The following is a 20,204-nucleotide window of genomic DNA, read 5'->3' on the forward strand; positions in this document are numbered from 1 at the left end:
CCCTGCCAGGGGAGGGGGAAGGCGGTGGGGTCAGCTAAAGAGCCTGGCGCAGCTGCTCGATCTGGTAGCCCGCCTTCGTGGCGGCGTCGCGCAGCTGGCCCAGCAGCTCGTAGCAATCGGCGATTGTGTCCTCGCCCGTGCCCTCGTCTGCCGCGCTGAGCGAGATCAGCGCCACCCGCCCCAGCCAGGCCAGCAGCTGCTCGAAGGCGTTCTTGTCGAACCAGAGCACGCCCTGGTAGCGGTTGATCCGCAGTAGCTGGCGCACCTCGGCGTCGGCCAGCAGCGCCCCCAGCAGCTGCGCGGGCTGCTGCAGCTCGGCCGATTTGAACCAATCCTGGTAGCTGGTGAGGTACTTCAGCACCTGGGTCGCCTGCCAGGCGGCCGGGTCGTCGGCGCCAAGCTCGTGCAGCACGCCGCTGAGAATGCGGCCCAGCCGCCACTCGTCGATCCAGCTGCGGCTCTGCTCGGCGTAATCGCCGGCGCCGGTGAGCTTGCCCAGCCCGTGGATCGCCGCCCAGCCGAACAAGCTGCCCCAGCTCGCCGTGGTATCCTCGATCGCCGGCGCGTCGGCGGGTGCCAGGCGCTGCTCGAGCGCCGGCAGGCGCAGGATGGCCGCCAGCTCGGCGCGCGCCTCGGCCGCGATCGGCGCCGCGTCGCCGGAGGCGCCCGCGAAGCGCTTGACTTCGTCGAGCAGCCGCAGCATCTTCTGCTCGAAATCGTCCAGCAAAGTTTGCAGGCTGCCAGGTTGCAGGCTGTCGGGTTCCTGGGGGGCCGGCTGTGCTGGCTCGGCCTGCGAGCTTGCAACCGTGTCGGCCTGTGCTGCCGCAGGCGGCTCGGCCTGCGCGGCCTCAACAGCGTCGATCAGCCGGCGGAACATATCGGCGTTTACCAGCTCCTTGAACGGGTAGTGCAGCGGCTGGAGGAACAGCTCTTTGAGCGCCTCGTCGATGCTGGGCACGCCGCGCCCGGCCAGGAAGCCGGCCAGCTGCGCATACTGGTGCACCGCGTCGCTGCGCACCTCGCGCCAGTCGATGAACACGTGGCATTTGTAGGCGCTCAGCTCGATATACATGCCCTGCTCGGCCAGCTCGGCGCCGTTGCGCAGGTACTCCAGGCCGGTGACGTGATCGCGGAAGATGTAGAACACATCGCTGGACGATTGCAGGCCCAGCCCTTCGCCCAGCGTGCGCTGCACCAGCGCGCGCTCGTCGCCGCTGCCCGTTCTCACCGAGAAGGCCGCCGAGGTGCGCACCCAGCCACGTACATCGGCGTACTTGTTGTGGTACACCACCAGCGCGCGCTCGTCGCCGTAGCGGTTCGAGTAGGCGTACACATCCTCGGCCACGCCGCCGTCGGCGGTGAAGAAATCGTACAGCAGGAAGCTATCGACATTGGCAAACAGGTAGCGCCGGTGCGCCAGCGGAAAGATCTCGCGCTCGTGACGCTCGATCAGATGCTCGTCGGGCTGCTCGTCCCAGTAGGAGCGCTGGTACTCCATGCCATACTTCTCGGCGAAGCCCTCGATCTGGCCGTGGCCCAGCATCGGCAGCCCCGGCAGCGTCAGCATCACGGTGCAGATGCCGAAGTATTTGTCGCCTTTGCCGAACTGCTCGACGGCGGTTTTTTCGTCGGGGTTGTTCTGAAAGTTTACATAACGCTTGAGAATCTCGGGGTCGAACTCAAGCGTCTGCTTCATCAGCGAGCGATACTTGGCGTTATCTTCGTCGCGCAGCAGGTGCATGAACGCGCTGTTGTAGACCCGGTGCATGCCGAGGGTGCGCACGAAGTAGCCTTCCATCAGCCAGAATGCCTCGGCGAGCAGCAGCGTGTCGGGCACCTCGGCGGCCACCCGGTCGACGACCTCGCGCCAGAATTCGTTTGGAATAGCGGCCTCGAAGTCGGCTTTGGTCATGGCGTGCTCGGCGCGCGAGGGGATGGCGCCGCCCGCGCCGGGTTCGGGGAACCACAGCCGTTCGATATGGCGCTTAGCCAGGGTCATAGCGGCGTCGAAGCGGATCACCGGGAACTGCCGGGCGACATGGAGGATCGTCTGGATCACGCCCTCGCGCGCCTCGGGGTTGAGGTAGTTGATCTGCGCGGTGTCGTTCCAGGGCATGCTGGTGCCGTCGTTGCCGTGGTAGATATAGCGCACGTCGTCGTTCCAGCGGTCGTGGCGCTTGAACACCACTGCCGCGTCGGTGCGGTCGTAATAGTGATCTTCCATGTAGATGCCCACCCGGCCATCCCACGAGAGGTCGGGGCCGTTGAAGCTATACGATGGGTAGGGGCTCTCGGGCACTGCGAGGAACCAGTCGGGGTGCTCGATCACCCAGCGGCCGTCGATGCCGACGTGGTTAGGCACCATGTCGCTGGCCAGGCGGATGCCGCGCTGCCAGGCGCGCTCGCGCAGGTTCTGGCATGCGGCCTCGCCGCCCAGCCGCGCGGCGATCTGGTAGTCGAACAGCGAGTAGGCCGAGGCCACCGCGTCGGGGTTGCCCATCATCTGCTTCACGCGCTGCGACGCGGCGCTGCGCTCCCACAGGCCGATCAGCCACAGGCCGGTGACGCCCCAGCGCTGCAGCTTGTCGAGCTCTTCGTCGGGCACTTGGTCGAGCGTGGCGACCGGCCGCTGGTACTCTTTGGCCAGCTGGTCGAGCCAGACATACGCGTTCTTGGCCAGCATCACCAGCCGCGGCATCCAGTCTTTGTCGGGGCTGAACTGCTCGGGCTCGGCCACAAGCGCGTCGAACGCGTCGGTGGGCAGCTCGACCGGGCCGGGGCCGAAGAACACCGGCTTCTCTTCTTCTTTGATCAGGTCGAGCCCGCCGAGCAGGCGGTAGACCTCTTTGCCCAGCGTCAGGCCCCAGCGCCCGCGGATGAATTCGAGCTGGGCCTCGAGCGAGTAGGGCGCGGCGCGCGACGGCGCCAGCAGCAGGTCGATCAGGTTTTCGCCGGCCCCCGCGAGGCCGAGCGCGCGCCCGCCGCGCCCACCGGTGTCGTCGGCGGCGGCAGCGCTTGCCCCGCCGAAGAAGCTGTACAGCGACGACATAATCGTCGGGTAGGGCGTCTCGCGCTCGAGCTGGTGGTCGTCGAAGAGCTCCTGAAACGGCGCGAACGCCGGGTTCGCGTTCTCGATCCACAGCATCAGCATCTCTTCGAGCACGACATGGCGATTGGGCGTGCCGTCGGTCTCGCCGGCAAGGTAGGTGTCGACATCGGCTTCGCGCCGGTAGACTGTTAGCGCAGGGAACTCGTCGGCGAACTTGCGCAGCGAGGCCTCGACGGCGGCGGGGCCGATCTGGCGGTTCAGCCACTCGAGCGACTGCTCGAGGATGTGCGGGTTCTGCTGCTCGCGGTACACGCGGAACATGTGGTGCGTCAGCTCGTGGATGAGCGCCAGCGCGTTGATCTGCGACGCCTTGACGGCATCTTCGGGGAAGCTTACCAGATCGCGCTTCTCGTTCATGCGCTGGGCGAACAGCCGGGCCGCGCGGAAGTTTGCGAACACCACGTTTCCGCTGATCGAGTACAGCCAGTCGTCGAAACGGTAGCGGTCGCGCGCGTCGCGGGCTACGTGGAACTCGAGCCCGCGCGGGCCAGGGCTGCGGTATGTCGGCATAGTCCCCTCTTCATGTATAGCAGGTTGCGCGTAGTCGCTTCTGGCATCAGAACCGCGCGGCCGGCGCTTCTGCGGGCCGCTCCGCTGCGCTCTGCGCCTGCCTACTACGGCAATGCTTATGTGCGGCGAGCGCGAGCATTGGAGCCGAGCCGGCTCGGCCGATCTGCCGCAGGCCGCGTTGTCTCGCGCGGGCATCCGCGTGTACGGTGTATAAGGCGCAGGCAGAGATGCTGATACATGCTAGGGCATAGTTGCGATTTGGTCAATTGCTGCGGCGCTGGCGCGCCGTGGCCGTGCGCGACCCTGATGCCGGCGCGCTAGGGCTCGCGAAGCTGTCCGAGCACGCGCTTGAGCGCAGGCTCGTCGTTGGCCTGGTCGCCCTGCTCGATCAGCCAGCGCGTCGCTTCGGCCAGCGTGGTGCCGGCCAAGGCGCCGCTCAGCACGTCGCCGGGGTAGTGCGCGCCAAGGTAGATCCGCGAGAAGCCAACCAGCCCGGCGATCGTGTACCACAGCGCGGCCAGGCGCGGGTAGTGCCGGCGCAGCAGCCAGGCGCCCGCGAACGCCGCCGCCGAGTGGCCCGAGGGGAACGAAAAGGTGCCGGGCTTTTTGCCCACCGCGATCGCCTGGACGATATCGATGAACGGCCGGCGGCGGCGGAAGTAGTATTTGATCGGGTATTCCACCGACATCGTGGCGAACCAGAGCGGCGGCAGCACCTGCAGCAGCGCCTGGCGCCCGCGCCGCCGGTCGAACAGCGCCGCGAGCACCAGGCCCAGCACCCAGCCAAAGCCGCCGTTCATGATCACCGTCAGCGCATACATCAGCCGGTTGGTCAGCGGCGTGTGCGGCAGGTGGTTCACCGCCAGGTACAGCCGTGCGTCCAGCGCCTGGTAGGGCTTCATCTGGTGCAAGATCGCCTCGCGCAGCAGGTCGAGCGGCGCGCGCTCGGGCGCGTCCACGCGGCCCTCCTGCTCGGGGTTGGTGGCTTGCTGGATCGCCTGCTCGAGCGCCTCGCGCGTCTCGCCGCTGCTGCTGGCCACCTGGCGCGCGGCCTCGACGATCGTGGCGGGCGCTTTTTGCGGGCCGTCGGTTGCCTCTGCGGCGGCCTGAATGGCCTCGGCCGGGTCGGTTGCCGCCGGCGCCTGCGCCCGCAGCTCGTGCTCGGTGGTGCCCTGGGCGGCGGCGGCCAGCTGCTGGGCTACCTGTGCCGCCTGCTCGGGCGTGGCGATCGTGCCCACGGCCTGCTTCACCGCCTGCTTGGCCGGCTCGGCTGCGGCCTTGGCGGCGGGCGAGGGCTGATCCCAGGGGTGCGGCGTGGCCGGGTCGATCTCGAGCTGGTCGGCGCGCGGCGCGCCGCTGGCCGCATCCTCGCGCTCGCCCGCCGGGGCCGGCACGATCACCTGGACGGCGTGCGGCACGACCTGGATCTGCAGCGGGGTATCGCCGACGATCTCGCCGTCGGCCTGCACCGGCAGCGGCTGGTCGGCGCTGATCGAGATGCTTGACGTGGCGGCCAGGTAGCGCACGTTGCGGTCGCGGCGCTGCTGGCCCAGCACGGTGTGCCAGATCAGGCCAACGTAGTCGAGCAGCGTGCGCGCGCTGACGATGCACACGTCGATGCGGCCGTCGTTGGGCGTGATGTGCGGCCCCCAGCGGAATGGCGGCACGCCGAGCACGCCGCCGTTGGCCACCAGCACCTGCGAGGCGCGCGGCCGCAGGCGCTTGCCGTCGGCCACGATGGTGAAGCGCAGCGGCTGGTAGCCAAACAGCCGGGTCAGCATCGTCCAGATATACGCCGCGCGCCCGAAGCGGCGCTTGGCCTGGCGGTCGGTGTCGCGGATCATCAGCGAGTCGATGCCGATGCCGATCTGCAGCACGAAGTATTTCTCGCCAACTTTCATGGCGTCGACGGGCGAGGTCGCGTGATCGCCAGCTATCAGCGCGCAGGCATCGTCGAGCGTGAGCGGCAGCTCCAGCTCGCGCGCGAACACATTCGCGGTGCCCACCGGGATGATGCCGAGCGGCACGTCGCTGCCGATCAGGCCCTCGGCTACGTCCGAGACGGTGCCGTCGCCGCCCGCAGCCACGACCAGCCTGGCGCCGCGGTCGGCGGCGGCGCGCACCAGCTCGCCGATATTTTCGCCCTCGTCGCCGGTGGTCTCGTATATGTCCACATTGGTGTCGCCAAAGCTGCGCTCGAGCGCGGCGCGCACGTCGTCGGCAACCGAGCTGCCGGCCATCGGGTTTAGAACTACGAACACCCGCGCGTCGGCCGGCCCATCCTGGGCGTCCGCGGCGGGCGAATCGGGCGCTTGCAACATAGCATACACTCCATCCACTGGCGCTGGCGTGGCCAGCATCGCACCCACTCCTGCGCGCTTCGAAGTGCAAGATCTATTCCGTTGCTTGGCGCGGCGCTGGTTGCTGCCGGGGGCGCATAGCGGTACAATACACCGGCTAAACAAAGATGTAGAGGACGCCAGTGATAACCTACGACGAACTCGCGGCCGGCCTTGAAGATGCGTGGCTTCTGGCCGGGCTGCACGACCACCTGCTGGCCGAGAGTGTTCACCCCGACACACTCGAGCGTGTCTATCGCGTCGAGCTGTTCCCCGAACATCCCGAGCCGCTCACCGAAGGCACCGCGCCGCCGTGGGTTGAGCTGACGTTCACGTGGACCGCGGCACACCAGTTGCACTCTGAAGGCAACGAGATCTCGCCGGGCCTGCTCGAGCTCGCCTGGACGTATACCGTCGATGTGCGCGGCCACGCCGATCGTGGCGATATCGACCTGACGCGCGCGTTCAACGCGGCCGTGCGCGCCGCCCTGCGCCGCGCCGCGCCGGATATGCCCACGCCTGGCGAGTATGTGGCGATCGAGGTACGCCGTGGCTACCGCACCAGCGGCGACCGGCCGGTGCAGGCGTATGTCCAGCTGGTCGGCACGAATGTGACCGACCTGGGCGACCTGTGGAGCGACCGCCATCACGACGCCCTGCGCGATGCGCTGCGCGACGAGCTGATCATCGTGGCTGCGCTGCTGCACTCGCTCGGCGAGGCGTTTACCCCCGGCGGCCTGGGCGGCTATCGCTCGGTCGATACCGCCTGATCGCTCGGCGGTATGGTATAATTTCGCCGGTCACGGCCGCGCTGCGCCGCAATGCTGGGGCGCCGCCGAAGTCTTCGCGATGTGGAGGAGCTATGGCCAGCAACGAAGTATTCGAAAGAATCCGCGCGCGCCTCGAAGCCGAGCGCCGCGAGCTGCAAGACGATGTCGCCGCGATCGATGCCGAGAACAAAGCGCCGCAAGACGACGCCGGCATTGGTAACCATCTGGCCGACGACGCCAGCGATGTCATGAACCGCGAGCGCAACCTGGCGCTGCGCGGCAACGCCGAAGATCTGCTCAGCCAGGTCGACGCGGCGCTCCAGCGGCTCGACGCCGGCTCGTACGGGGTCTGCGAGCGCTGTGGCCAGCCGATCAACCCCGAGCGTCTCGAAGCGCTGCCGTATGCCATCCACTGTATCACCTGCCAGTCGGCGATCGAGCGCGAGCGCTGATCGCCGCGCTTGCGTGTAGCCGAGCCGACGTATTGAGCCAGCCTAAGCGAGAGCTAGCGGCCTCGGTGCGCCATAATTGCCAACTGGCCCTTGCCTCCTGCTTACTGGTATAGACGCGGAGAATGACGTGCGCGAGGAGTTTCGGCTGCGGTGGGCGCGCCCGCTGGCAGTGGTGGTTGCGGTTATTCTGCTCGATCAGCTTACCAAAGCCTGGATCCTACAAACCCTTGGCCCGAACGAAGGGACGACGCGCCCGCTGCTGGGCGCGTGGCTCAGCTTCACCTACGTGAAAAACAACGGCGTTGCCTTTGGCCTGTTCCGCGGCATCCCGTACTTTTTTACGATCACTTCGATCGTAATCAGCATCGGCGCAATCCTGTTCTACCGCTTTCAGCTGCCGAATAACCGCCCCTGGGTGCAGTACAGCCTTGGCCTGATCGTCGGCGGCGCGATCGGCAATATCATCGACCGCGTGCGCTACAGCTACGTGGTCGATTTTGTGCATGTGCGCTGGTTCCCCGGCATCTTCAACCTTGCCGACAGCGCGATCACCATTGGCGTGATCATGCTGGCCGGCTACCTGCTGCTGTTCGGCGAAAGCCGCGCCACCGCCCCCAGCAGCCCCGGCGACGAGACGCTGCTGGGCGAGCTGCTCAGCCAGGAGCAGTGGCCCGGCCGCGGCGATCGGCAGTGATGCGATGACGATGGACGACGATAGCGCGCCCGATGCGCGGCGCCACGCCGAGGTGCTGCGGCTGGCGGTCGAGCCTTCCGACGAAGGCGCGCGCCTCGACCGCTACGTTGCCGACCGCATCGCCGACCTTTCGCGCAGCTATGCCCGCCAGCTGATCGAAGACGGCCACATCCGCCTGAATGGCGCCGACGCGCGCCCCAGCGCCGCGCTGCGCGCCGGCGACGTGGTGCTGGTGCTGCGGCCGATCGCCCAGCCGACCGACCTGCTGCCCCAGCCTATCCCGCTCGACGTGGTGTATGAGGATGGCGACGTGGTGGTGATCGATAAGCCCGCCGGTATGGTGGTGCACCCCGCGCCTGGCCACCTCGACGGCACGCTGGTGAATGCGCTGCTGGCGCGCTACCCCGATATCACCGTCGGCAGCGACTTGCGGCCCGGCATTGTGCACCGGCTCGACCGCGATACCTCGGGGTTGCTGGTGGTGGCGCGCAACGACGCCGCGCGCCACAGCCTGCAGGCCCAGCAGCAGGCCCATACCATGGCCAAAGCCTACCTCGCGGTGGTCGAGGGCCGCTTCAAAGAGCCTAGCGGCCTGATCGACGCGCCGATCGCCCGCCACCCGACCGACCGGCTGCGGCAGGCGATCGTCGCGAGCGGGCGATCGGCGCGCACCCACTGGCGCGTGCTCGAAGCGCTGGGCGAGTATACGCTGATCGAGGCGCGGCTTGAAACCGGCCGTACGCACCAGATCCGCGTCCATTTCAGCTATAAGAGCCGCCCGCTGCTGGGCGACCCGCTGTATGGCCCGAAAAAGCCGCGCGCCACATTTGGCCTGGCGCGCCAGTTCTTGCACGCCTACCGGCTCGGCTTCGCGCTGCCCTCGAGCGGCGCGTGGGCCGAGTTCGAGTCGCCGCTGCCGGCCGATCTGCAGGCCGCGCTGAACAAGCTGCGGGCGCAGGCCGCCTAGCTCTAGCTGGCGCAGCACGCGCTAACTGGTGCTATACTAGGTGGCGTCGATCAGCAGGCGCCGAGCGTGCCCAGCTCGCCGCGGTTTGCCATCCGCGATGTGGAATTCGCAACTCTAGGTGGTGTAGCTGTAACCCAATCGGTACGGGGCTGTGTTTCGATCAAGCCGTACTTCCGTATCGCTCTCTGAACCTAAGGAGAAGTCTATGCGACCGAAAATCACCATCATTGGTGCTGGTTTCGTCGGTTCGACTGCCGCCCACTGGATTGCCGCGAAAGAGCTTGGCGACATTGTGCTGGTCGATATTGTCGAGGGTATCCCGCAGGGCAAAGGGCTCGACCTGCTTGAATCCGGCCCGATCGAGGGCTTCGACCTGCACGTGAAAGGCACCAACGACTACGCCGACACCGCCGGGTCGGACGTGATTGTCGTCACGTCGGGCGCGCCGCGCAAGCCCGGCATGAGCCGCGAAGACCTGATCAAGATCAACGCCAACATCACCCGCGATTGCGTCTCGAAGGCTGCGGCGCTCTCGCCCGACGCGGTGATCATTATTGTCAACAACCCGCTCGATACCATGGCCTACCTGGCCAAGCAGGTCAGCGGGTTCCCCAAGAATCGCGTGATCGGCCAGGCCGGCGTGCTCGATAGCGCGCGCTACCGCACGTTTATCGCGCTCGAGGCGGGCGTGTCGGTCGAGGATATCCAGGCGATGCTGATGGGCGGCCACGGCGACGAGATGGTGCCGCTGCCGCGCTACACCACTATCGGCGGCATCCCCGTCACCGAGTTCATCGGCGCCGAGCGCCTGAACGCGATCGTCGATCGCGCGCGCAAGGGCGGCGGCGAGATCGTCAACCTGCTGAAGACCGGCAGCGCCTACTACGCGCCTAGCTCGGCCACCGTGCAGATGGTCGAGGCGGTGCTGCGCGACAAGAACCGCGTGATCCCGTGCTCGTGCTACCTCGAGGGCGAGTACGGCCTGAACGATATCTATTTCGGCGTGCCGTGCGTGCTTGGCGCCGGCGGCGTCAAGAAGATCGTCGAGCTGCCGCTCAACGACGACGAGCTGGCGCTGATGAAGAAGAGCGCCGACGTCGTGAAATCGTCGATCGACGCGCTTAAGGCCATGTAGTGGCATATGATCTGCTGCGCGCTGTGTGTGGCTAGTCCTAGCGCAGCGCGCGGCACTGTTGGGTCGCCGACGATGAAGTCGGTGGCGCACTTATGAACAAGACGAGCCAGCACAGCGACGAAAGCGACGCATCCGCGCTCCAGGCGATCGCGCGTGGTCGCCTCGACGCGCTCGAAACCGTGTTCGGGCGCTATCAGCGGCAGGTATACCAGCTGGCGCTGGGTATCACCCGCAACGCCGAGACGGCCGAGGAAGTGCTGCAAGATACATTCTACCGGCTGTACCGGCAGGCTGGCGAGCTCGACGGCGCGCAGCCACTGCTGCCATGGCTGTACCGCGTGGCCGCCAACCTATCGTACAATTGCGCGCGGCGGCAGCGGCTGTGGCACGAACCGTTTCACGCGCTGGCCGAGCGGCTGTTCGCGCCGGCCCGGCGCTCGCCCGAGCAGATTGCCGAGCAGCACGAGCTTCAGACGATCGTCCGCGCCGTGCTCGACGACCTGCCGCCCAATCATCGCTCGGTGCTGGTGCTACACTACCTGGAAGATCTGTCGATTCCTGAGGTTGCCGCGATCCTCGATTGCCCTGAGGGCACGGTCAAATCACGGCTGCATCACGCTCGCAAGCTTCTGAAAGGCCAGCTTCAGCGACGCTATGGCAGCGGCGCGATATTGCCCGATCAACTATGAGTGCATCGACCACCTCGCCCCGAACCATAAGCTCACGCGTCCGCTGGCAGCTGCTTGGCGGCGATCGCTTCTACATCGCCGCGCGCTGGGGGGTGTTCATACTGCTGGCGCTGATCGGCACGCTGCTGGTCAAGCAGCCGCTCTGGCCGTTCACGCTCACGATGCCGCCGGTGCTGATGCTGGTGTGGGCCTATGGCCTGTTCAATCTGCTGGCCACCCTGGCGCTGTTTGTGTCGGCGCTTAGCGGCTTGCTGAACATCGCCTTCGTTATCGATATTATCTTCATCTCGCTGTTCACCTATTTCGGCCACGACCCGCGCGACCTGTACTACCCGCTGTACCTGCTGCCGCTGGTCGGCGCGGCTTTCCGGCTGCGGCCGATGTCGAGCCTGCTGGCCGGGGTGTTCGCCGCGGCGGTGTATGTCAGCGCCTACCTGCTGGCGCGGATCGGCCCGAACAATGGCCCGGCGCCCACCGAGGCGGTGGCGCTGCTGGGCCTTACGCTGCGCGCGGTGGCGCTGGTGTGCATCCCCTGGCTCACCAGCGGCCTGGCCGAGCGCTGGACGGCCAACAACCGCCTGAGCGTCGAGCTGGCCGAGCAGAAACAGCAGGACGCGCTGAGCGAGGCGAATGCGTACCGCGACCAGATGCGCTCGCTGTACGAGGTCGCCTATACGCTCTCGACGACCATGAACTACCAGAGCGTGCTCGACGCCACGCTGGTCGAGAGCCGCAAGCTGGTGCCGCACCAGTGCGCGCTGGTGCTGCTCTCGACGGGCCAGCCCGACGAGCTGTATGTCGCGGCTTCGTACGGCGCCAGCGATCTCGATACTCAGCAGCGCCTGCAGCTCGGCACTGGCCAGATCGGCCAGGTGCTGCGCTCGTCCGACGCCTGCCTGATCGACGATGTTAGCCAGGAGCCCGAGCTGGCGCCGATCGCCGCGCTGGCGCAGTGCCACGCCGCCTGCCTGGTGCCGCTGCGCGCGGCGCTGCGAACCTATGGCCTGCTGCTGATCGCCAGCGACCGCGCGCGCGCCTTTAATACGGAGCAGCTGGGGATGCTGACGGCGCTGGCGAACTACGCGATCATCGCGCTGCATAATGCTCAGCTGGTGTACGACCTGCGCCAGGAGCGCTCGAAGCTGCTGTCGAAGGAAGAAGAGGTGCGCCACCAGCTCGCGCGCGACCTGCACGACGGCCCGGCGCAGGCGCTTGCGGCGATCACCATGAATGTCGAGTTCATCAAGCGGCTGCTCGAGCGCGACCCCAAGCGCGTGTTCAACGAGCTCGACAAGCTCGGCCAGCTGGCCAAGCGCACGACCCACGAGGTGCGCACCATGCTGTTCGAGCTACGCCCGCTGGCGCTCGAGACGCAGGGCCTCGACGTGACGCTGCGCCAGTATCTCGAGCGTTTCCAGAGCAACACCACCAAGATCGAGCTTGAGTCGAACGAGATCTCGGTCGATCTCGATACCAAGGTCGAGGGCACGCTGTTCAATATTATCCAGGAGGCGATCAACAACGCGCTGAAGTACGCCAAGGCCGAGCATATCTGGGTGCGCCTGAAGCAGACGCCCAGCGCGCTCGAGGTGACGGTGCAGGACGACGGCGCCGGCTTTGATCTGCAGAAGGTGCTCGAGTCGTACGAGAAGCGCGGCTCGTTTGGCCTGCTCAATATCGAAGAGCGCGCCAAGCTGATCGGCGGCGCCTCCGAGATGATGTCCGCGCCGGGCCAGGGCACCACCGTGCGCGTCACCGTTCCCCTGATATAACACGAGTTACGCGGTGTCCTCCCGCGTGGGGAGGCTTGGAGGGCGCAAGCCTCCCAAAATCATCTCTTTTTTGGCCGGTCGCGGCCACCGCCGTGGCCGCGACCGGCCAAAAAGGAAGCTGGGGCGGCTTTGCCGCCCCCGAACCCCCACCACGTAACTCGTGTGATATAACGCAGATTGTGAGATAATAGCTTGCCGGTAACAATAGCCTGCGCTCTGCAATCTGCGATCTGCGGTTTGCAATGACTAACCCGTACCTCGAGCCGGCCCGCGTGCGCGCGGCGCTGCGCTCGCTCGATCTGCGGCCTACCCGCGCCATGGGCCAGAACTTCCTGCTCGACGCCGCCGTGCTGGGCGCGATCGTTGGCGCGGCCGAGCTTGTGCCCGCCGATACGGTGGTGGAGGTTGGGCCGGGCCTCGGCGTGCTGACGTGGGAGCTTGTGCGGCGCGCCGGCCGCGTCGTCAGCGTCGAGCTCGACGCGCGCCTGGCCGAGCGGCTGCGCGCTGAGTTTGCGGGCGAGCCGGGCTTCACGCTCGTGCAGGGCGATATCCTGCGCCAATCGCCCGAGCAGCTGCTGCAAAACAGCCAGGAACCAAAAAACGAGAGCCAGCCCAGCCCGGGCGGTTCTCAGTTTCCGGCTCCCGGCCCTCGCTACAAAGTCGTGGCGAACCTGCCCTACGCGATCACTTCAGCGGCCCTGCGCCACTTCCTCGAGGCCGCGCCGCCGCCGGCGCTCATGGTGGTGCTGGTGCAGTGGGAGGTGGCCGAGCGCATCGCGGCCGCGCCCGGCGACATGAGCGTGCTGGCGCACTCGGTGCAGCTGTACGCCGCGCCCGAGGTGATTGCGCGCGTGCCGGCCGCCAGCTTCTTCCCGGCTCCAGCGGTCGACTCGGCCATTCTGCGCCTGCGCATACGCCCGCAGCCCGCCGCCGACGTACCGCCCGCCGCGCTCATGCGGCTGATCAAGGCCGGCTTTTTGCAGGCGCGAAAGAAGCTTGCCAACGCGCTGCCCACCGGGCTGGCGGCCATAGGCACGCCGCTCGATAAGCCGCGCGCGCTGGCCGCGCTGGCCGCCGCCGGTATCGACCCGGATCGGCGCGCCGAGACGCTCTCGCTCGCCGAGTGGGCCAGGCTGTACTCCCAGCTCGAGGGCGCCGGGAGCGAAGAACCCGGCGCTCGGCTGTAGGCTTCAGGCCGCGCGGATCAGGCCACCGCGCCCACATCCTGCTCGGCGCGCTCGGCGGCCGAACCGATGCTGAAGTACTTGGCCTCGGGGTGGTGCACCACGATCGCGGCGGTGCTCTGCTCGGGCACCAGCTGAAAGGCATCGGTGAGCGTTACGCCAATGCGATCGGCCGGCAGAATGCCGAACAGCTTGGCGTGCTCGTCGAGGTCCGGGCAGGCCGGGTAGCCCCACGAGTAGCGCTTGCCCTGCTCGCCCTTCAGCCCCAGGCTCTGGCGCACCACGCGGTTGGTGTACTCGGCTAGCGCTTCGGCCAGCGATACGCTCAGGCCGTGGATGAAGTAGCCGCTGCTGTAGTCGCCGGCCTTCTGAAGCTCCTCGGTCAGGTCGTCGACGCGCGCGCCCATTGTGACGATCTGGAAAGCCGCGACATCGTACTCGCCGCTCTCGGCCGGGCGGAAGTAGTCGGCCAGGCATAGCCGCTCGCGCCCAGGCTGGCGTGGGAACACAAAGCGCGTCAGCTCGCGCGCAGAGCCGAGAGCCAAGAGCCGAGAGCCATGCTCCTTGCCGGTGCTTGAATCCTGGCTCTTGATACTCAGGCTGGCCGGGTCGTAGACAACCAGCTCGTTGCCGTCGGCCTGCGCCGGGAAGTAGCCGTACACCACCTGCGGCTCGAGCCAGCCTTCGCGCTCGGCGGCGCGGATGAGGTCGCGCACCTTCAGCTCAAACCCGGCCTTGAGCTTTTCCCACTCGGCGCCCTTGGCGTTTTTGGCGCCCCACTGCAGCCGGAACAGCGCGTTGCGGTCGAGGCAGTCGACCACGTCCTGCAGCTTGATGCGCTTCACCACCTGCGCGCCCCAGAACGGCGGCGTGGGCACCGGCACGTCGCGGCGCACGGCCGAGCGCGCGGTGTCGCCGCGGGTGGCGCGCCCCAGATCGGCCAGCGCCACGCGCCCGCGCTGCTTCTGGTGCAGCACCTGCGCCGCGTCGCGAATCGTCTGCTCGACGAAGCGCGCGCGCGCCGACGTATTCGAGAGCTTATCCATCGTCTCCAGGCCTTCGAACGCGTCTTTGCAGTAGAACACGCCGGCCGCGTAAGGCTCTTCGTCGGCTACAAACGTGATGCGCTGGCCATACTGCTGGTTGATCGCCGCGCCGCCCACCAGCACCGGGAAGCTCAGCCCGCGCCGGTGCAGCTCCTGCACGCACAGCGGCATCTGCTTCGACGTGCTCACCAGCAGCGCCGAGAGGCCGATCGCGTCGGCGCCAACTTCTACTGCCTTCTCGATGATCGTGTTCAGCGGCACCTGCTTGCCCAGGTCGTACACCGTGTAGCCGTTGTTCGCCAGGATCGTATGCACCAGATTCTTGCCGATGTCGTGCACGTCGCCGTAGACTGTGGCGAGCACCACTTTGCCCTTGGTGGCGCCTTCGAGCTTGTCGAGGTAGCGCTCGAGGTAGGCTACGGTCTTCTTCATCACCTCGGCGCTCTGCAGCACGAATGGCAGGATCAGCTGGCCGGAGCCGAACAGGTCGCCAACTTCTTTCATGGCCGGCAGCAGCACGTTGTTGAGAATGTCGACGGCGGCATCGCCGCGCGGCACCGCGCTAGGCGGTTGAGCGGTTTGCACGTTTGCAGGCTGAACAGTGCTATCGCTGTCACCCGATACTGAACCTGCAACGAGCAACCTGAAATCTTCAACCGATAGGCCCAGCCGTTGCGCCATCAACACATCCACGTCCTCTTCCACGCCTTCTTTCACCCGGTGCACAATCTTCCAGTGCAAGCGCTCGGCCACGCTTAGGCCAGCGGTCGGGTCGGCGCGCGCTGTGGCTACGGCGGCGGCGTTCTGCTCGAAGAACTGGATGAATCGTGCAAGCGCCTCGTCGCGCCGGTCGAAGATCAGGTCTTCGCACAGCTCGCGCTGCTCGGCCGGAATCTCGGCGTAGGGCGTCACGTGGGCCGGGTTGATGATCGCGGTGTCGAGCCCCGCGTCGACGGCGTGCTTCAGGAACACCGAATTGAGCGCGGCGCGGGCGTGCGGCGCGACGCCGAACGACAAATTGCTGACGCCCAGGGTGGTGAAGCAGCCGGGGATATGCTGCTTTACCAGCCGGATGCCCTCGATCGTCTCGATCGCGGCGCGGCGCAGTTCGTCCTGGCCGGTGGTGATCGGGAAGGTCAGCACGTCGAAGATCAGCGACTCGTGCGGCACGCCGTACTCGTCGCGCGCGATCTGGGCGATCCGCCGGGCCACCGCCAGCTTGCGGCCGGCGGTGTGCGCCATCCCGTCCTCGTCGATGGTCATGGCCATCGCGGCCGCGCCGTAGCGCGCTACCAACGGCATGGTGCGGTCGAGCTTCTCGCCGCGGCCGCCCTCGAGCGAGAGCGAGTTGACGATCGCGCGGCCTGGGTAGATCTCGAGCGCGGCCTTGAGCACGTCGGCCTCGGTGGTGTCGATCGCCAACGGCAGCTCGACGTTCATGGTCAGCTTTTTCAGCAGCGCGACCATCTGCTCACGCTCGTCGGCGCGCTCGGTGGTAGCCACGCACACGTCGAGCAGGTGCGCGCCGCCGTCGGCTTGCTCGCGCGCCACGTCGAGCACGCCGTCGTAGTCGTCGTTCAGCAGCAGCCGCTTCACCTTGCGCGAGCCAAGCGTATTGACGCGCTCGCCGATCATTGTGAGCGTCACGTCCTGGCGCAGCGCGGCGGCCTTCACCCCCGACGACACGCTGGGGATGTACTCGACCTGGCGCGCGGCTGGGGCGCGCTCGTAGCCCACGGCCGCGCGTAGCGCCCGGATGTGCGCCGGCCGCGTGCCGCAGCAGCCACCGACGGCGCTCACGCCATACTCGCGCACGAACTCGCCGAGGATGCGCGCGAATGGCTCGGGCTCCATTGGATATACCGTCTCGCCGTCGACCTCGAGCGGCAGCCCGGCGTTGGGGATGCACGAGATCGGCAGCCGCGAGTGCGCGCATAGGTACTGGATGGCCTCGCGCATATGCTCGGGGCCGGTGCTGCAGTTCAGGCCGATCACGTCGACCGGCATTGCCTCGAGCGTCGCGATCACCGCCGGCACCTCGGTGCCCAGCAGCATGCGGCCCGAGAGGTCGAGGAAGATCTGGGCCTGCACGGCCACGTGCGCGCCAGCCTCGTGCTTTGCGCGCCGGATGCCGTCGAGCGCGGCCTTGACCTCGAGAATATCGACGCTGGTCTCGACGAGCAGCACGTCGACGCCACCGGCGATCAGCGCGGCGGCCTGCTCGCGAAAGATCTCCGATAGCTCGTCGAAGGTAATATCCGAGAGCGCCGGGTCGTTCGACGAGGGCAGCTTGCCGGTGGGGCCGATCGAGCCGGCCACGTAGCGCGGCCGGCCGTCCTGGGCGGCGAAGCGCTCGGCGACGCGGCGGGCCAGGCGCGCGGCGGCGATATTCAGCTCGGCGGTGCGATCGGCCAGGCCCCACTCGGCCAGGCGCAGGCGCGTGCTCTGGAAGGTGTTGGTCTCGAGCACGTCGCAGCCGGCCTCCATGAACGAGGTGTGGATCTGCTCGATCACGTCGGGCCGGGCGATCGCCAGGTAGTCGCGGTTGCCGTAGGTGCGCTCGCCGCCGTAATCCTCGGCCGAGAGCCCGAACTGGTCGATGCTCGTGCCCATGGCGCCGTCGAAGATCAGCACGCGCGAGCGTAGCGCCTCGAGATAGGTTGGTTTTGAGCTCATGTGGCTTGACCTCGCCTCAGTGATACCAAATTCGGCCGATCACTTGGTTGATGCTGGGGGTTCGGGGGCGGCGTGGCCGCCCCCGAATTTCTTGTTGGTATGCCCTGCCAGGCTTTGCCGGGCAGGGCATACCAAAAAGAACGTGATCATAACGGAGTTGGTATGAACATGTATGCCTTGGCTTGTTGAACGCAAACAAATACCCTCACGCGCGGGCATGAGGGTTACTACGCTGTCCTCATCTCCCAGCTTGCGCTGTCGGAGTTGGCACCTTCCTTCCGGAGTTTCGAGTGCTGAGTGCTGAGTTAGCCAAGTGCAACTCAAAACTCACGACTGAGAACTTGGGAAGGGGTTGCCGGGGTTTCACAGGGCCGATCCCTCCACCCCTCTTGATGAGCGGTATTCAATTGTTGAGCCGCAGTATAGCAGCCGTCTGGTGGCTTGTCAACGGCGCTGCGCACTTGTCGATCACCTGCGTGGTGTGGCGCCCTGCCCCGCGAGGCCAGCAGGGTACCACACAACCAGAGCTTGGCGGAGCCGGAGCTACCACCAGAATGCGCGGCCGGCCAGCATGCTGCGGATCTGGTCGCAGATCTTATCGGGCTGAATCGGCTTGCTGATGAAGCTGTCGAAGCCGGCATCCTTGGCGCGCAGCCGCGTCTGGTGCATGATATTGGCGGTGATGGCGGCGATATGCGCGCGGGCCGACTGCGGGTGCGCGCGCAGGCGCTTGAGCACCGCGAAACCATCTTCGCCGGGCAGGCCAATGTCGAGCAGCACCAGGTCGATCTGCGGCAGCACCTCGATCAGCTGGATCAGCTTGGCGCCGCTGCCGCGGTGGTAGAAGTGCTTGAAGCCGGCGTGCTTCAGCAGCTCTTCGATCACCAGGTAGGAGTTTGGGTCGTCTTCGACCAGAATAATATAGGCGTTTTCGGGGCGGTCGGGCGGCGCGGTGGGGCGATCGGCGTGTGGCGTAGTTGCCATAGTGTTCCTATCTGCTGAGCGCCGGCTGTGGCTCGCTGGCCAGTGCGCGATGCTCAAGCTGCAGTGGCGTATTCAGCAGCTCCCTGGCCTGGCGCAGGTGCGCGTCGGCCACGGCCGGCAGCGTGAAGCGGAAGGTCGAGCCGCGCCCCAGCGTGCTGGCCACTGTCAGGCGGCCGCCGTGCAGCTCCACCAGCCGCCGGCTGATCGGCAGGCCCAGGCCGGTGCCGCCATAGCGCCGCGAGAGTGTCTCGTCGGCCTGGCGGAACTCCTCGAAGATCAGCTCCAGGTTTTCGGCAGCGATGCCGATGCCAGTATCTTCAACTTCCACCACCACATACCCGCTGTCGGGCGGCTGTTCGCCCTGCGGCGTGTCGGCGGGTGGGGTGTGAAAGGCCGGGTAGACGCGCAGCGTAATGCTGCCGTGCTCGGTAAACTTCACCGCGTTCGAGAGCAGGTTGAGCAGCACCTGGGCCACGCGCATGCGGTCGGCGTACACCAGCGGCAGGTCGCTGGCAAGCTCGGTGCGCAGCGCCAGCGGCTTGCCGTGCGTAAGGCTGCTGGCCGTCACCAGCACCTCGTGCACGATCGGCTCGAGCTGGCTTGGCTCGCGCTGTAGGTCGAGCCGGCCGGCCTCGATCTTGGCGTTGTCGAGAATGTCGTTGAGCAGCTTCAGCAGGTAGTTGCCGGCGTCGTAGATCCGGCCGACATAGTCGTGCTGGTCGGGCGCGAGCGGGCCTTTAAGCTCTTGCTTAAGGATGTACGAGAAGCCGATGATCGCGTTGAGCGGCGTGCGCAGCTCGTGGCTCATATTCGCCACAAACTGCGATTTCATGCGGTTGGCGTACTCGGCGACGGCGCGCGCGTTTTCGAGCTGCTTGTTCGATTCTTGCAGCCGGTGGTTGAGCGAGTCTTGCTCGCGCAGCGCGCGCTGGAGCTGCTTCTCGCTCTCGTACAGCTGGGCCTCGCGGCGCTCGACCTTGTGGTAGCTATCGATCGCCCACTCGACCACGGTGAAGAAGCTGAGCGAGGCCAGCATCGCCACCGCAGCGCTCAGGTAGCCCAGCAGCACGGCGGCGAGGAATGGTAGCTGCCACATCTGGCTGGATTGGCCGTAGCTGATCGCCGCGAGGATCATTGCGGCGATCGCGGCGGTGGCGGCCACAAACCCGGCGCGCGGGCGCAGCAGCACCCCGGCGATGCACACTACCAGCGGCGTGAAGAAGATGAACGGGTTGCTCGCGAGCGGGTAAAAGCCGAAGGTGACGATGATCGCGGCTAGCGCGCCGGCCAGAAACAGCACCACTGCCAGCCGGTAGCGCTTGCGCTTGCGCAGCATGTTCGCAAGCCAGTAGGTGAGCACCAGCACGCCGCCGATCTGCGCGCCCATGCGCATGCTTTCGACGTTGATCAGCCCGGTGGAGAGCAGCACGAGGCCAAACACGCCCATGCTATACAGCAGCGTGACGAACGATTCTTCGCGGAGCGATTGAGTGTACTCTTCGAGGCGCGGCTGGTTGATGCTGGTGTCGCTCATAGTACGCGCGTGTCGGCTAGGCGGCGCCCGCCAGCGCGCAAGCTCGCGGCGTCGGGCGCGATGATACCAGGCCAGGTGTGCCTATGGGCTGTATTGTACGATCGTTCCTATGATTGTGAATAGTTTTCCGGTGACAACTGAATGACAATATTGATATCAACTTCGTTTGACGCTTGTTTTTGGTATGCCCTGCCCGGCTTCGCCGGGCGGGCATACCAAAGAATTCGGGGCGGCGAAGCCGCCCCGAGCCCTATATACAGCACGTAATCAGCCGGATGTGATACTACAAAGCAGGGCATAGCAAAAAGAAATTCGGGGGCGGCGAAGCCGCCCCCGAACCGCC

General features: G+C 66.7%; 13 protein-coding genes and 1 riboswitch. Of the genes, 8 read left to right on the top strand and 5 right to left on the bottom strand.

Annotation, left to right across the window (positions count from 1 at the left end; genetic code table 11):
• Positions 1-34: 34 nt before the first annotated feature.
• Both U0177_RS02620 and U0177_RS02625 read right to left on the bottom strand, forming a co-directional pair.
• The gene (locus U0177_RS02620) at positions 35-3,619 is read right to left on the bottom strand and encodes an alpha-amylase family glycosyl hydrolase (RefSeq protein ID WP_409569022.1); all 3,585 of its coding nucleotides are present in this window, start codon (positions 3,617-3,619) and stop codon (positions 35-37) included.
• A 317-nt stretch (positions 3,620-3,936) separates the two neighbouring features.
• Entirely contained in the window at positions 3,937-5,940 is a 2,004-nt protein-coding gene (locus U0177_RS02625; protein ID WP_409569023.1) for a YegS/Rv2252/BmrU family lipid kinase, read from the bottom strand.
• Between the two features lie 161 nt (positions 5,941-6,101).
• Between U0177_RS02625 and U0177_RS02630 the strand changes: the two genes are divergently transcribed.
• From U0177_RS02630 to rsmA, 8 genes are all read left to right on the top strand, one after another.
• On the top strand, positions 6,102-6,728 hold the full coding sequence (locus U0177_RS02630; RefSeq protein WP_409569024.1) for a hypothetical protein: 627 nt from the start codon (positions 6,102-6,104) through the stop codon (positions 6,726-6,728).
• Between the two features lie 92 nt (positions 6,729-6,820).
• Positions 6,821-7,180 (top strand): TraR/DksA family transcriptional regulator, encoded by a 360-nt coding sequence (locus tag U0177_RS02635; protein WP_409569025.1) that lies wholly within the window; start codon positions 6,821-6,823, stop codon positions 7,178-7,180.
• Positions 7,181-7,307: 127 nt separating this feature from the next.
• A complete protein-coding gene (lspA, locus tag U0177_RS02640) occupies positions 7,308-7,874 on the top strand; it encodes a signal peptidase II (protein WP_409569026.1) in 567 nt (188 codons plus the stop codon).
• 10 nt (positions 7,875-7,884) lie between these two features.
• Positions 7,885-8,841, top strand: a complete 957-nt coding sequence (locus tag U0177_RS02645) for an RluA family pseudouridine synthase (protein WP_409569027.1) — start codon at positions 7,885-7,887, stop codon at positions 8,839-8,841.
• A gap of 205 nt (positions 8,842-9,046) precedes the next feature.
• Positions 9,047-9,976: a malate dehydrogenase gene (gene mdh, locus U0177_RS02650; RefSeq protein WP_409569028.1), complete on the top strand. Its 930-nt coding sequence runs from the start codon at positions 9,047-9,049 to the stop codon at positions 9,974-9,976.
• A 92-nt stretch (positions 9,977-10,068) separates the two neighbouring features.
• Positions 10,069-10,665 (top strand): RNA polymerase sigma factor, encoded by a 597-nt coding sequence (locus tag U0177_RS02655; RefSeq protein ID WP_409569029.1) that lies wholly within the window; start codon positions 10,069-10,071, stop codon positions 10,663-10,665.
• Positions 10,662-12,437: a GAF domain-containing sensor histidine kinase gene (locus tag U0177_RS02660; protein WP_409569030.1), complete on the top strand. Its 1,776-nt coding sequence runs from the start codon at positions 10,662-10,664 to the stop codon at positions 12,435-12,437. The genes U0177_RS02655 and U0177_RS02660 overlap by 4 nt, the downstream gene beginning before the upstream one ends.
• Before the next feature lie 242 nt (positions 12,438-12,679).
• Complete coding sequence (gene rsmA / locus U0177_RS02665) at positions 12,680-13,624, top strand: 16S rRNA (adenine(1518)-N(6)/adenine(1519)-N(6))-dimethyltransferase RsmA (protein ID WP_409569031.1); 945 nt, start codon at positions 12,680-12,682, stop codon at positions 13,622-13,624.
• Between the two features lie 17 nt (positions 13,625-13,641).
• Here rsmA and U0177_RS02670 read toward each other — a convergent pair whose 3' ends face one another.
• The 3 genes from U0177_RS02670 to U0177_RS02680 all read right to left on the bottom strand — a co-directional run bounded on the left by U0177_RS02670 (position 13,642) and on the right by U0177_RS02680 (position 19,861).
• Positions 13,642-17,343: a homocysteine S-methyltransferase family protein gene (locus tag U0177_RS02670; protein ID WP_409569032.1), complete on the bottom strand. Its 3,702-nt coding sequence runs from the start codon at positions 17,341-17,343 to the stop codon at positions 13,642-13,644.
• Between the two features lie 235 nt (positions 17,344-17,578).
• Positions 17,579-17,742, bottom strand: a riboswitch (SAM riboswitch).
• Positions 17,743-17,886: 144 nt separating this feature from the next.
• Positions 17,887-18,327, bottom strand: a complete 441-nt coding sequence (locus tag U0177_RS02675; protein ID WP_409569033.1) for a response regulator — start codon at positions 18,325-18,327, stop codon at positions 17,887-17,889.
• 7 nt (positions 18,328-18,334) lie between these two features.
• Entirely contained in the window at positions 18,335-19,861 is a 1,527-nt protein-coding gene (locus U0177_RS02680; protein WP_409569034.1) for an ATP-binding protein, read from the bottom strand.
• Positions 19,862-20,204 lie beyond the last annotated feature (343 nt).

This window comes from Kouleothrix sp., assembly GCF_046328425.1.
In the GTDB taxonomy this organism is placed as follows: Bacteria; Chloroflexota; Chloroflexia; order Chloroflexales; family Roseiflexaceae; genus Kouleothrix.

What these genes read in the sequence shown, in the direction of transcription:
- U0177_RS02660 (WP_409569030.1), top strand. Translation starts at nt 10,662, where the DNA reads ATGAGTGCATCGACCACCTCGCCCCGAACCATAAGCTCACGCGTCCGC.
- U0177_RS02680 (WP_409569034.1), bottom strand. Translation starts at nt 19,861, where the DNA reads ATGAGCGACACCAGCATCAACCAGCCGCGCCTCGAAGAGTACACTCAA.
- U0177_RS02645 (WP_409569027.1), top strand. Translation starts at nt 7,885, where the DNA reads ATGGACGACGATAGCGCGCCCGATGCGCGGCGCCACGCCGAGGTGCTG.
- U0177_RS02655 (WP_409569029.1), top strand. Translation starts at nt 10,069, where the DNA reads ATGAACAAGACGAGCCAGCACAGCGACGAAAGCGACGCATCCGCGCTC.
- U0177_RS02675 (WP_409569033.1), bottom strand. Translation starts at nt 18,327, where the DNA reads ATGGCAACTACGCCACACGCCGATCGCCCCACCGCGCCGCCCGACCGC.
- U0177_RS02625 (WP_409569023.1), bottom strand. Translation starts at nt 5,940, where the DNA reads ATGTTGCAAGCGCCCGATTCGCCCGCCGCGGACGCCCAGGATGGGCCG.
- mdh (WP_409569028.1), top strand. Translation starts at nt 9,047, where the DNA reads ATGCGACCGAAAATCACCATCATTGGTGCTGGTTTCGTCGGTTCGACT.
- rsmA (WP_409569031.1), top strand. Translation starts at nt 12,680, where the DNA reads ATGACTAACCCGTACCTCGAGCCGGCCCGCGTGCGCGCGGCGCTGCGC.
- U0177_RS02635 (WP_409569025.1), top strand. Translation starts at nt 6,821, where the DNA reads ATGGCCAGCAACGAAGTATTCGAAAGAATCCGCGCGCGCCTCGAAGCC.
- U0177_RS02620 (WP_409569022.1), bottom strand. Translation starts at nt 3,619, where the DNA reads ATGCCGACATACCGCAGCCCTGGCCCGCGCGGGCTCGAGTTCCACGTA.
- U0177_RS02670 (WP_409569032.1), bottom strand. Translation starts at nt 17,343, where the DNA reads ATGAGCTCAAAACCAACCTATCTCGAGGCGCTACGCTCGCGCGTGCTG.